Annotated in this window: 10 protein-coding genes and 1 pseudogene; 5 read left to right on the top strand and 6 right to left on the bottom strand. The window is 68.9% G+C overall.

Going from position 1 to position 12,468, the window contains the following annotated elements; translation table 11 throughout:
* The 3 genes and pseudogenes from ON31_RS05955 to ON31_RS05945 all read left to right on the top strand — a co-directional run.
* A pseudogene (locus ON31_RS05955) lies at positions 1-680 on the top strand (LiaF domain-containing protein); the annotation flags it as partial.
* Positions 673-867, top strand: a complete 195-nt coding sequence (locus ON31_RS05950) for a hypothetical protein (protein WP_029923786.1) — start codon at positions 673-675, stop codon at positions 865-867. The pseudogene ON31_RS05955 and the gene ON31_RS05950, both read left to right, overlap by 8 nt.
* Positions 868-1,000: 133 nt before the next feature.
* On the top strand, positions 1,001-2,026 hold the full coding sequence (locus ON31_RS05945; protein WP_039810101.1) for an ATP-binding protein: 1,026 nt from the start codon (positions 1,001-1,003) through the stop codon (positions 2,024-2,026).
* Positions 2,027-2,087: 61 nt separating this feature from the next.
* On the opposite strand, the gene guaA is transcribed toward ON31_RS05945, so the two are convergent.
* Positions 2,088-3,647 (bottom strand): glutamine-hydrolyzing GMP synthase, encoded by a 1,560-nt coding sequence (gene guaA, locus ON31_RS05940; protein WP_039810098.1) that lies wholly within the window; start codon positions 3,645-3,647, stop codon positions 2,088-2,090.
* A gap of 175 nt (positions 3,648-3,822) precedes the next feature.
* On the opposite strand from guaA, the gene ON31_RS05935 reads away from it, so the two are divergent.
* Entirely contained in the window at positions 3,823-4,629 is an 807-nt protein-coding gene (locus tag ON31_RS05935; protein ID WP_039810135.1) for an alpha/beta fold hydrolase, read from the top strand.
* A 460-nt stretch (positions 4,630-5,089) separates the two neighbouring features.
* Here ON31_RS05935 and ON31_RS05930 read toward each other — a convergent pair whose 3' ends face one another.
* Positions 5,090-6,223 carry a GuaB3 family IMP dehydrogenase-related protein gene (locus tag ON31_RS05930; protein WP_029923782.1) on the bottom strand — a complete coding sequence of 378 codons (1,134 nt, stop codon included), beginning with the start codon at positions 6,221-6,223 and terminating at the stop codon, positions 5,090-5,092.
* Positions 6,224-6,458: 235 nt separating this feature from the next.
* Positions 6,459-7,973, bottom strand: coding sequence for an IMP dehydrogenase (gene guaB, locus ON31_RS05925; protein ID WP_039810095.1), 1,515 nt, complete (start codon positions 7,971-7,973; stop codon positions 6,459-6,461).
* A gap of 271 nt (positions 7,974-8,244) precedes the next feature.
* Here guaB and ON31_RS05920 point away from each other — a divergent pair, with 271 nt between their 5' ends.
* Positions 8,245-8,658 (top strand): DUF5319 domain-containing protein, encoded by a 414-nt coding sequence (locus tag ON31_RS05920; protein WP_029923780.1) that lies wholly within the window; start codon positions 8,245-8,247, stop codon positions 8,656-8,658.
* A gap of 349 nt (positions 8,659-9,007) precedes the next feature.
* Here ON31_RS05920 and ON31_RS05915 read toward each other — a convergent pair whose 3' ends face one another.
* The 3 genes from ON31_RS05915 to ON31_RS34490 all read right to left on the bottom strand — a co-directional run bounded on the left by ON31_RS05915 (position 9,008) and on the right by ON31_RS34490 (position 12,032).
* Positions 9,008-10,156 carry an anti-sigma-D factor RsdA gene (locus ON31_RS05915; RefSeq protein WP_039810092.1) on the bottom strand — a complete coding sequence of 383 codons (1,149 nt, stop codon included), beginning with the start codon at positions 10,154-10,156 and terminating at the stop codon, positions 9,008-9,010.
* On the bottom strand, positions 10,149-10,730 hold the full coding sequence (locus ON31_RS05910) for a sigma-70 family RNA polymerase sigma factor (RefSeq protein ID WP_029923778.1): 582 nt from the start codon (positions 10,728-10,730) through the stop codon (positions 10,149-10,151). The genes ON31_RS05915 and ON31_RS05910 overlap by 8 nt, the downstream gene beginning before the upstream one ends.
* A gap of 129 nt (positions 10,731-10,859) precedes the next feature.
* Positions 10,860-12,032 (bottom strand): hypothetical protein, encoded by a 1,173-nt coding sequence (locus ON31_RS34490; RefSeq protein ID WP_147287051.1) that lies wholly within the window; start codon positions 12,030-12,032, stop codon positions 10,860-10,862.
* Positions 12,033-12,468: the final 436 nt, after the last annotated feature.

Below are 12,468 nucleotides of genomic sequence, written 5' to 3'. Positions count from 1 at the left end.
CGGATTTCGGCCCCACCCCGCCGGGTTGGGATCCGCTCGGCGTGGCCCCGCTCGCCTGGGATCTCCCGGAGCCCAGCGCCTCCCACGTGGTCCCGGTGCAGGCCCCGCCCAAGCGCCCGCGTTCCCGTCTGACTCCCACCGTCATCGGTCTGGCCATTCTCGCCGCGGCCGCAGCGGGCGCGGCCGCAGCGGCCGGGGTGGACTGGATGACCCCGGGCCGGATCGGTGCCGCCGCCTTGGCGGTGGTGGCGCTCGGCCTCATCGTCGGCGCGTTCGCCCGGCGCGGTTACGGCCTCATGGTGGTGCTCGCGCCATTGGCCGGCTTCGTCCTCTTGGCCTCGCTCATCGGCCCGATCGACTTCGACCGCGGCGGGATGGGAGAGCGGGTCTGGGTGGTGCAGGATGCCGCCGAGTTGGCTCCGGAATACTCGTGGGCGTTCGGCTCCGCCACTCTGGATCTGAACAACCTGCGGCTCACCGAGGACCGCACCACCAGGATCGAGGGGGCGATGGGTGAGGTCCGCATCATCGTGCCGAACGATCTGCGAGTGCGTTTCGACTGCTCGGTGGATATGGGTGAGGAGAACTGCCCCACCGGCATCATGGGCCCCGCCGAGGGGCCGATTCTCGACCTGGCCGTCGATATGAGCATGGGATCCGTGGAGGTGCAGCGTGGCTGACAACAAGACCCGCCGTCCGTCGTTCTCACTCCTCATCGCCGGAGTCCTCGGTCTGCTGGTGAGCGTCTGGGCCTTCATCGGCCCGCACTCCTGGCCCGAAGGACTGTCCTTCGGCTGGATCGTGGTGATCACCGCCATCGTGGTCGGCGTGCTGCTGGTGATCTCACCACGCAAACGCAAGGAGTAGTTGGCACCGAGTACGGCCCCTGACCCGAATGGTTCAGGGGCCGTTCGCATTCCAGGCGACGACGGATGCGACACTGGGGCGGTCGACGCGGTACGGCCGGTCAACCGGCACTCGGGAAGATCGAGGACAGAACATGGTGAGCGGCGAGACCACGACCGAGTACGAGGCCCCCACCCGGACCCCCGAAGACTCCGACTGTCCGTACCTCGGGCTCGCCGCCTACCGGCGTCAGGACCGCGACCTGTTCTTCGGACGCACCCATGCCACAGCGGAATTCGCCGATCTGGTGCGCGAGGCGGCCGGTGATGCGAGCGGCATGGTGATCCTCATCGGGGCCTCCGGGGCGGGGAAGTCGTCACTGCTGGCGGCCGGGCTGGTCCCGACGGTGAGCGACTGGGACGTCACCACCATCACCCCCGGCACCGATCCGCTCACCACCCTGGCCGCCGCCTACGGCATCGACGGCGGCGACCTCACCGCCGACGACATCGTCACCGCCCTCACCGCACAGCGGCTCGACCGGCAGCGTCTGCTCATCGTCGACCAGTTCGAGGAGTTCTTCACCGGCTGCGGAAGCGAAAGCGCCCGTGCGGAATTCCTGGCGGCCCTGCACCGCTGCGCCACCGAGCACACCGCCGCCGTGGTGTTGGCCCTGCGCGCCGACTACTACGCCCACTGCCTCGCCTATTCGAGCCTCCAGGGCGCACTGGAGAAGCGCAGCTACATCCTGGGCCCGATGCGCCCCGACGAACTGGCCCAGGCCGTCACCGGCCCCGCGCGCCTGGCCGGACTCGAACTCGAACCCGGTCTCGACGAGCTGATCATCGCCGACCTGTGCGGCGTCGGAGACCACCACGACCGACACAGCTACGACCCGGGCCTGCTCCCGCTGTTCTCACACGCGCTGGCCGCGACCTGGCGCCACCGCACGGGACATCGCCTCACCATCGCCGGATACCGCAGTACGGGCGGGATTTCGAACCCGGTGGCCGCGAAGGACGCGGCGCGCATCGACCCGCTCACCCGCGAGCGGCCCGAAAACCAGCCCGCGCAACGGCATCCGAACGAAGCGGGTGAGCACCGCTACACCACCGCGGGCGCGGTGCTGCTCCTGCTGTTCATCGTCCTGATCACGGTCGGTGTCGCCGCGTACACGTAGCGGGCCCGGCGATCCGGTCCGGATCGAGGGGCCCACGCCTACCGCACGCGACGCGCGGCGCTCACTCCCACTCGATGGTCCCCGGCGGCTTCGACGTCACGTCCAGCACCACCCGGTTGACCTCCGCCACCTCATTGGTGATCCGGGTCGAAATGCGTTCCAGCACTTCATAGGGCAGCCGGGTCCAGTCGGCGGTCATGGCGTCCTCCGAGGACACCGGCCGCAGCACGATCGGATGGCCGTAGGTGCGGCCGTCACCCTGCACGCCGACACTGCGCACATCGGCCAGCAGCACCACCGGGCACTGCCAGATCTGGCCGTCCAGACCGGCGGCGGTCAACTCCTCGCGGGCGATGGCGTCGGCCTGGCGCAACAGCTCCAGACGGTCCGCGGTCACCTCGCCGACTATGCGGATGGCCAGGCCGGGGCCCGGGAAGGGCTGGCGCGCGACGATGTCCTCGGGCAGGCCCAATTCGCGGCCGACGGCGCGGACCTCATCCTTGAACAGCAGCCGCAACGGCTCCACCAGCGAGAATTCCAGGTCGTCGGGCAGTCCGCCGACATTGTGGTGGCTCTTGATATTCGCGGTTCCGGCGCCCCCGCCGGACTCCACCACATCCGGGTAGAGCGTGCCCTGCACCAGGTATTCGACCTTGGTCTCCCCCTGCTCGCCCACCACCTCGGCGACGGCGTCCTCGAAGGAGCGGATGAACTCCCGGCCGATGATCTTGCGCTTCTCCTCCGGATCGGTGACGCCCTTCAGCTCGCCGAGGAACTTCTCCACCGCGTCGACGGTCACCAGCTTGGCGCCGGTCGCGGCGACGAAATCGCGCTGCACCTGCTCGCGCTCACCCGCACGCAGCAGCCCGTGGTCGACGAAAACACAGGTCAGTCGGTCGCCGATGGCACGCTGCACCAGGGCGGCGGCAACGGCCGAATCCACGCCGCCGGACAGGCCGCAGATGGCGTGGCCGTCGCCGATCCGCTCACGCACATCCGCGATGAGCGCCTCGGCGATATTGGCGGGCGTCCACGCGGCCGGAATCCCGGCGATCTCGTGCAGGAAGCGGCTCAGCACCTGCTGACCGTGCGGCGAATGCAGCACCTCGGGGTGGTACTGCACACCGGCCAGCTTGCGGGCGCGGTCCTCGAACGCGGCGACCGGCGCGCCCGGTGTGGTGCCGGTGACCTCGAAGCCCTCGGGGGCGTCGGTGACGGCGTCGCCGTGGCTCATCCACACCGGATGGTGGATCGGCAGGCCGCCGTGCAGCACACCACCGTCGATATTGATCTCGGTGCGGCCGTATTCACGGGTACCGGTGTGCGCGACCGTGCCGCCCAGCGCCTGCGCCATGGCCTGGAAGCCATAGCAGATACCGAAGACCGGCACATCCAGGTCGAACAGCCGCGGATCCAGTTGCGGCGCGCCCTCGGCGTACACGCTCGACGGACCGCCGGACAGAATCACGGCGGCGGGCCGCTTCTCGGCGATCTCCTCGACGGTCGCGGTGTGCGGAACCACCTCGGAGTAGACACTGCACTCGCGCACCCGGCGCGCGATCAACTGCGCGTACTGCGCGCCGAAGTCGACGACAAGGACTGGTCGCTGGGTTTCTGCCACCGGATCAGTCTAGTGAGCGATGCAGGACACACGTCCGTCGGGCGCACCGGTCCGGACCAAGATCGACGCATTCATCCCGAGACACACAAATCGGGTGGCGCGGCACGCCGTACGCGCACCCGGCACGGGGCAAAACTGTCGATCTCTGTCACCGGCCGTGACTATCCTCTTCCTCGTGCCATTCGCCCATGCGATCGATGCCGAAATCCATTACGAGGACAGCGGGGGCGATGGACCGGTAGTGCTACTGGGGCACGAATTCCTCATGGACCGAACGATGTTCGCGTCACAGCAGGCTGCGCTCACACCGGAATACCGGATCGTCACCTGGGACGCGCGCGGACACGGACGCACGCGCGACAAGGGCCTGCCCTTCACCTACTGGACCAGCGCCCGCGACGTGCTGACCGTACTGGACCAACTCGGCGTGCGGCGATCCGTCATCGGCGGCACCTCACAGGGCGGATTCACCGCACTGCGCACCGCGCTGCTGGCCCCCGACCGTGTGGCGGCACTCATCCTCATCAGCACCGAGGCACACGAACCCTCCACGCTGGAACTCACCAATGCCCGTCGCTTCCTGGACAAATGGTATGAGAACGGCCCCCGCCGCGCCCTCGCCGAACACCTCGCGGAATGGCTCATCGGCGACGACGCCTGGTATCGCGCCGTCTGGGTGAAACGCTGGCTCGCCCGCGACCACCACGCCACCGAGGTCGCCGCCGGTTGCCTGCTCGGACGTGACTCGGTACTCGACCGACTATCCGAAATCACCTGTCCCGCATTGGTTATCCACCCCACCAACAGCGGGATCTCCCGCGCCAACGCCCGCGAACTCGCCGCCCGCCTGCCCGCCGCCCGCTACCTGGAAATCGAAGGTGCCCGCCAAACCGTCAATATGACCCACCCCGGCGAGGTGAACACCGCCATCCTGAACTTCCTCCGCGCGCTCCCCCGCCTCCCCGCGACTTCAGCGCGCTAGTCCGCCTCCCCGAGACTTCAGCGCGCGGCTGAGAGCCGTTGGGGCACATGCACGCGTGCCTGCGGTCGGTGCCGAACCGATTTTGGACGTACCCGGTGAGTTACCCCTATCGGTGCGAGATCAGTTGTTGCGTCCCGGTCGAGAACGGTGATGACCGCTGGTCGAGAGTTCCGGTGAGTGCCCCGGTCGGAACGAGGACGACATCGGGAGCGGCCGAACCGACTGCGCAGGCGGGCCTCCCTGCCGGAACGAGGACAGCATCGGCACGGCCGAACCGACTCGATGCAGGCGTCCGGCGGGAGCAAGGGCAGCGATCACGAGCCGGTCAGGCCGCGCGGGGCGGACGTTCCGGTCAGGGCAAGGGCAGTGCCGCCCGGCGGACCAGTGGGTTGCGGCGAAGATTCCGCCGGGGCGCAACGGGTGTTGCGCTCCCGGCGGGTGCTGTGTGCGGGCGGCTGGGTCAGGCTCGGACGTTCAGGCCGACCTTCTGGAATTCCTTCAGGTCGCAGTAGCCGGTCTTGGCCATGGAGCGGCGGAGGCCGCCGACCAGGTTGAGGGAGCCGAAGGGGTCGTTGGAGGGGCCCTCCAGGACCTGGGCGAGGGGGACCCGTTCCTCGTCGATGGCGTAGGGCAGCAGGGCGCCGCGCGGGACCGACGGGTGGGCGGCGGCCGAGGGCCAGAACCAGCCCTTGCCGGGCGACTCCGCGGCCAGGGTGAGCGGCACACCGAGCATGACCGCGTCCGCCCCACAGGCGATGGCCTTCGCCACGTGCCCCGAGGTGAGAATGTCGCCGTCGGCGATGACATGCACGTAGCGGCCGCCGGTCTCGTCCAGGTAATCGCGGCGCGCGGCGGCGGCATCGGCGATGGCCGTGGCCATGGGCACGCCGATACCGAGCACCTCACCGGTCGACGTCGCGCCCTGCATGGAGCCGTAACCGACGATGACACCCGCCGCGCCGGTGCGCATCAGATGCAGCGCGGTGCGGTGATCGCTCACACCGCCCGCCACCACCGGCACATCCAGCTCGGCGATGAACGTCTTGAGATTCAGCGGCTCACCGTCGCCCACGTGCTCGGCCGAGATGATGGTGCCGTGCACCACCAGCAGGTCGATACCGGCCTGCACCAGCGCGGGGGTCAGCGTGCGCGCGTTCTGCGGGCTCACCCGCACCGCGGTCGTCACACCGGCGGCCCGCACCTGCGCCACTGCGGCCGCCAACAGATCCGGCTGCATCGGGGCCGCGTGCAACTCCTGCAGCAACGCGACCGCGGCCTCCGTCCCCTCCTTCTCGGCCACCTCGGTGAGCTGCTGGACCTTGGCCTCCACATCGGCGTGCCGCGCCCACAGGCCCTCACCGTTGATGACGCCGAGACCGCCGTGACGGCCGAGCTCGATGGCGAACTCCGGCGAGACGAGCGCATCGGTCGGATGCGTCAGGAACGGGATCTCGAAACGGTACGCATCGAGCTGCCACGCCAGCGACACCTGCTTCGACGAGCGGGTCCGCCGCGAGGGAACGATGTCGACATCGTCCAGTTCGTAAGTGCGCCGGGCAGTCCGGCCCATGCCGATCTCGACCATATCGCGCATCGGTTTCCTCTCTGTTTGATTGCCCTCCGCTTCGCTCCGGGCGGATTCGCGGCGCTGGAGGTCCCGGTTCTTCCCTCCCTCCGCTCCTCCGCTTCGCTCCCCCGCTCCGGTCAGTCCAGAACCGGGACGCGCCGCGAATCGGCGAGTTCGGCTCTGGGGCCGGGGGCGGAGCACTGCGGGGTGGAGAACTGAGCGGGTTGGAGCATTTCGGGTGGGCGTATTGGACCGGTCCGCGTCAGGCGCGGGTGGTGTAGTTGGGGGCTTCGACGGTCATGGTGATGTCGTGCGGGTGCGATTCCTTGAGGCCCGCGGCGGTGATCTGCACGAACTGGGCGGCCTGCAGGTCCGGGATGGACTGCGAGCCGGTGTAGCCCATGGCGGCGCGCAGGCCGCCCACCAGCTGGTGGATCACGGTGTCGAGCGGGCCGCGGAAGGGCACCCGGCCCTCGATGCCCTCGGGCACCAGCTTCTTCTCCGACAGCACATCGTCCTGGAAGTAGCGGTCCTTGGAGTAGGACTTGGCCTCGCCGCGGCCCTGCATGGCGCCCAGCGAACCCATGCCGCGGTAGCTCTTGAACTGCTTGCCGCCCACCAGGATCAGATCACCCGGCGACTCGGCCGTACCCGCCAGCAGCGAACCCAGCATCACGGTCGACGCACCGGCCGCGATGGCCTTGGCGATATCACCGGAGTACTGCACGCCGCCGTCGGCGATGACCGGCACACCGTGCGGCTTGCACGCGGCGGTCGCCTCCAGAATGGCGGTGATCTGCGGCGCGCCGACACCGGCGACCACGCGGGTGGTGCAGATGGAGCCGGGGCCCACACCCACCTTCACCGCGTCCACACCGGCTTCGACCAGGGCGTTGGCGCCGGCGCGGGTGGCGATATTGCCGCCGATGATCTGCACCCGGTCGCCGACCTCGGCCTTGACCTTCTGCACCATCTGCAGCACGCCCGACTGGTGGCCGTGCGCGGTGTCCACGACCAGCACGTCCACGCCCACGTCGGCCAGCGTCATGGCGCGCGACCAGGCGTCCTCGCCCACGCCCACCGCCGCGCCGACGAGCAGTCGCCCGTCGCGGTCCTTGGTGGCGTTCGGGTACTGCTCGGTCTTGACGAAGTCCTTGACGGTGATGAGTCCGCGCAGCTTGCCGTTGCCGTCCACGATCGGCAGCTTCTCCACCTTGTGGCGGCGCAGCAGGCCCAGCGCGGCCTCCGCGGTCACGCCCTCCTGGGCGGTGATCAGCGGGGCCTTGGTCATCACCTCGGCGACCTCGCGGTTCTGGTCGACCTCGAAGCGCATATCCCGATTGGTGATAATGCCCACCAGGATTCCGGCGTCGTCGACCACCGGCAAACCGGAGATGCGGAACCGCGCGCACATGGCGTCCACCTCGGCGAGGGTGTCGGAGGGCCGACAGGTGACCGGATCGGTCACCATGCCCGCCTCGGACCGCTTCACGGTCTCGGCCTGGGCGGCCTGCGCCTCGACGGAGAGATTGCGGTGCAGCACGCCCATACCGCCCGCCCGCGCCATGGCGATGGCCATGCGGGCCTCGGTGACGGTGTCCATGGCCGAACTCACCAGCGGCGTGCGCAGCGAGATCTCCCGGGTCAACCGGCTGGAGGTATCGACGGAACTCGGAATGAGGTCGGACGCGGCAGGCAGCAGCAGCACATCGTCGAACGTCAGCCCGAGCATGGCGATCTTGTTCGGATCGTCGCCGCCTGTCACGGGACTGCTCATCGGATCGACCCCTCCTGGACCTCGGCAATGCCCACCGGAGCAGAACCCGGCGGACGAATGGATTGATTTCGATACCGAAGATCGCTACCCGGCATCTGCCCGTCCATGGTATCGGTCGCGCAAAGTTGTGCTCGATGTGCCCTCCGCCGCGCCGCGGGCGGCGGAGACGGGTACGTCGGTAGCGCCGGATTTGCGCTATGGAACCAGTTATGTCAGGGCAAATGGGTGTCAGCGCTGGCGCGGAAGGGCTATCTCTGCGTACCGTGGACCTGTGCGTGACCATCTACCACCTGGCCTGCCGCCGGATCCATTCGCCGGAGATCCCTCCGACCCGTCGGCCGCGCTCGATGCCATCGAGCCGGGGGAACCGCTGGATCCTCACGAGCGCCTAGCGGTCGAGGAGGATCTCGCCGACCTCGCAGTGTACGAGGCGCTGCTGGCGCACCGCGGTATCCGCGGACTCGTGGTCAGCTGTGAGGACTGTCGGCAGGATCATTACCACGATTGGGATATGTTGCGCGCCAACCTGCTCCAGCTACTGGTGGACGGTACGGTGCGCCCGCACGAACCCGCGTACGACCCGACCCCGGAGGCCTACGTCACGTGGGACTACTGCCGCGGTTACGCCGATGCCTCGATGAACGAGGCGCTGCACGGCGACGGGTTCGACGGGTTCGACGTCTGACTCGAGGGTCGCCCCGGGTGACCCTCCCGATCGACGCGGGCACTCCGGCCGTGCACCGGAACGACTGAATACAGGTGTGGGTCCGCGCCTCCCACTCGGGAATGGCGCGGGCCCACATCGTTTCGCAGGAGCGGCGAGGCGCGGATACGAAAAGCCGACCGCCGGTCGGCGATCGGATGGTGCGTGATCGAACCGCCGGACGGGCGGTCCGGCGTTGTGAGCCCCTGTGGATCCCCACCGCGAACGGCTCGGATTCCCCTATCGGCTCGGATCCCCTATCGGATTGTCAGTGGCCGGATCAGCAGCGACCGGATTGTCCAGCGGCCAGCGCGGTGTCGGCGGCCAGCGCTCAGCGGATGCCGCCCGGAGCGGTGGGCAGCTGAGTCGGCGGGACGAGCCCGCCGCCCGTCGGCACCACCTCCGTGCCCGGCACCGACGGCAGCCCCGAGATCCCGCCACCGGTGGGCGGCAGTGTCGGCTGCTGCGGCAGACCGGTGGGCACCACCACCGTGGTGGTGGGCTGTGCGGTCGGGACCGTCGTCGGCGGCACCGTCGGCTCCGTCGCCGGGTCCGACGGCTCCGTGCTCGGCACCGTCGGATCGGTGGTCGGTCCGTCCGGAGTCGTCGCGGAATCGCTCGGCTCCGTCGTACCGCCGGTATTCGGCTGGGTGGACAGGATCCGGGGATCCACCGACGGTTCGGTGGTCACCGAGGCATCCGGCGCGACCGGTGCCGTGGTGGCATTGCCACCCGGCTTGGTCGTCGGCTGCGATCCGCCGGGTTCGGCCGCCTTGGTGGTGCTGGGTAGCAGCGAGGCCGCGATTTCCGGGGCCCGCTCCTGCAGCTGCGCCACCAGCCGCTCCCACTGCTGCCGCAGATCGTCCTTCTTGACGCTGTCGTCGACCTGGCCGACATTGCCCTCGGCGCGCTCGAGCAGCACCTTGGCTGCCTCGGGCTTGCCCTCGTCGATCAACTGCTGCGCCTGCGCCATATCGTTGCCGGCCCGGTTCACCACGGTGGTCTGGGCCTGTTCGGAGAACACGACCTCCTTGAAAGGCCACAGTGCGTCGCCCGGCTCGGCGCCGTAGGAGAACGCCGTCAGACCGCCCATGATCAGGGCCACGGCGGCCGCCGCACCGGCGATGGGACGAACCAGCCGTAGTCGCCTGCTACCCGAGGCCGCGATCCGCGCCTGTTTGGCGCCGACCTCCTGGTTCACCGCGGCGACGATGGCATCCAGGTCCGGTCCGGCCGGCATCGGCTCGTTGACGATCTCGGCCCGCCAGTTGGCCAGTAGCGCCGCGAGCTGATACTCGTCCGCGCTGCTGGTCTGGACCGCGCCGTCACCGGCAATGGCCTCGATCAGCTCGTCATCACGGCGTACCGCCGCGATGTCCACCGGCCCGGTGTCACCGGACGCCTCGGCGTAGGGACCGCTGTTTTGCGATCCAGATCGCGCCTTCCAGTCGCCCCGACCGCGCTCGCCATCCCTAGCCATACATTTCACCTGCCCTCGCCACTTGTGACTTGAGTTTCGCGAGTGCCCGATGCTGGGCGACTCGTATAGCGCCCGCCGTACTGCCCACGGCGGTCGCGGTTTCTTCAGCTGACAAACCCATGACCAAGCGCAGGATCAGAATCTCTCGATGCTTCTCCGGAAGCGTCGCCAGCAGCTTGTTCATCTGGCGACTGGTTTCGGATTCGAGAGCTCGCTGCTCCGGCCCCTGGTCGGTGGATATGACATCCGGTACTTCGGCCATGGCGTCCGCCTTGTTACGGGCGGCGTTGCGATGGGCGTCGGCGACTTTGTGGGAGGCGATGCCATACACGAAGGCCATGAACGGTCTGCCCTGATCCTGATACCTGGGCAGGGCGGTCATGACGGCCAGACATACCTCCTGAGCCACGTCGTCCGCGGAAAGCTGACCGCGTTCGGCGGCTCCGATTCGCGCACGGCAGTACTTGACCACCAGTGGGCGGATGCTCTCCAGTACCTGGGAAAGGGCAGACCGGTCGCCCTGCGCTGCGGCAGCGACGACGGCGGGGTCCAACTCCTCACCCGTGTTCTTCATCGTCAGAGCTGTTCCTGGCGTTACGAAGTGGCACGTCAGCCTTGGGCACGTGCTTCCGCGAGGGGGCGGAACGGTCCAACAATAGCGGGCGGCGCGAGATCGGGGTCACTCGCGGGCGAGGTTCAGATGTCAGGCGGCCATTCGCAATCGCCCACCCCGGGCGGCCAGCAACGCCGCGCACACCGCCGCCTCATCCGCCCCGCCACCGGCCGAATCCAGGCCCGACAGCAGCATTGCGCAGGCCCATCGCAGCGGCAGCAACCCGAAAATCCGACTCTGCCCAGCGACATTTTCGGCCAACTCCCGAGCGCGATCGACATCACCTCCCGCGGCCGTCGCGGCGGCCACGAGCAGACCCGATTTCACCCGGTGCCGCACCGACGGCGACCGCTCCGCCAATGCCAGGGCCGCCTCCGCGTGCGCCAGGGCGGGATCGGCGTGCGCGAGGGCGAGGTCGGCATGCGCCACGACGGGCGCGGCGTGCGCTGACGAGGGATCGGTGTGCACTGGGTCGAGATGCTCGCCGCGCGCGGGAGCGTGCGGCAGGGCGGAGCCGGCCCGGGGGGTGGATCGCCTCGGGCCGGGATGCTTACGTTCGGCGGCGGTGGACTCACCTCCCGAACCACCGTGTCCCGCATCCATGCGGGATGACATCACCGGCAGTCGAGCAGCGGCGTCCGGCCGGGCCGCCGGGGTGGCCGCAATCGGTTCGGGAGGTGCGATGAGGCCCGCGCCGGGGGTGTACAGGGCGGTTTCGGCGCTGACCCAGTGCAGGCGGATCCGGGGCCGCCAGGCGGCCTCGTAGTCGGCGGGCAGAGCATCGAGGTGGCGGCGGCTACGTCGCAGCAGCCGGGCGGCGAGCTCCGGGCGGCCGGTGCCGAGGGCATCGGCGGCCAAACCGGTCAACGCGTCGCAAACCGCCTCGTGACGCGCCGCGTCCGTCGGTGTGCGGTCATCGCCCGAAGGGCCGCCCGCGCCGCGGTCGGCCGGGTCCGCATCGGGCAGGACCAGGTTGGCGGCGCGGCCGTCCATCGTGGCGGCCAGGGCGTGCCAGCCGAGCTGGCGCAGGAACGAGGCTTCGGTGCTGAGGGTGTGGGAGCGCAGGATCGGGTCCCGGGTGAGCCGCCGGGTGCGGGCCAGTTCGGCGCGGGCCGCCGCGTAGTGCCCGACGCCGGAGAGCGCCACCGCGCGCAACCAGGATTCGGTCGCGCTGGCGGGAACCGGCAACCCGGTGGCAGCGCGTTCCGGAGTACCGCCGAAAGCGGATTCGGCGAGTACGGAGTTCACTTCGAGCACAGGCACGGCCGCACTCTATCGGTGCAGCCGAGCGGGTCCGCCGATGCCCGACATAGCACATTCCCACAGCTAACTCTCAGCATTCGAAGGGCTCGCTCTGTTTCCGTTGGGTAAATCTGTGCTCGCAATCCCCCAGCACGTTCGTATGGAATTCGTATGCGTATCGCATTATTAACCTGGCAGCCTCGAAGCGGCCATCTCGCCCCCACCCATAAAGCGGCCCGCAATGGCTGAGATCACCCATAGCCACATGTGCACATGACACCGCAACGTTGCTCACCGTAACGAAAAATACGCCGTGAGCTGCTGCTTTATCACCTTCGGGGCCATGTCTGCACCCCGTCCGACACCTGGGCAACCGATCAGTATCGCCGCAGACCGGCTCTTTGTAAATAGCAAGCACGTTAATTCTCGAATGTGCTGGTATTCCCAATAGAGCGAG

It is taken from the genome of Nocardia otitidiscaviarum NBRC 14405 (genome assembly GCF_000308635.1).
Classification (GTDB): domain Bacteria; phylum Actinomycetota; class Actinomycetes; order Mycobacteriales; family Mycobacteriaceae; genus Nocardia; species Nocardia otitidiscaviarum.
The sequence above is the reverse complement of the archived record's forward strand: the minus strand, read 5'-3'. Positions and strand labels throughout refer to the sequence as shown.

Bases quoted from the DNA above. Each gene is read 5' to 3' on its own strand.
- ON31_RS05945 (WP_039810101.1), top strand. From the start codon at position 1,001: ATGGTGAGCGGCGAGACCACGACCGAGTACGAGGCCCCCACCCGGACC.
- ON31_RS05930 (WP_029923782.1), bottom strand. From the start codon at position 6,223: ATGCGCGATATGGTCGAGATCGGCATGGGCCGGACTGCCCGGCGCACT.
- guaB (WP_039810095.1), bottom strand. From the start codon at position 7,973: ATGAGCAGTCCCGTGACAGGCGGCGACGATCCGAACAAGATCGCCATG.
- ON31_RS05915 (WP_039810092.1), bottom strand. From the start codon at position 10,156: ATGGCTAGGGATGGCGAGCGCGGTCGGGGCGACTGGAAGGCGCGATCT.
- ON31_RS05910 (WP_029923778.1), bottom strand. From the start codon at position 10,730: ATGAAGAACACGGGTGAGGAGTTGGACCCCGCCGTCGTCGCTGCCGCA.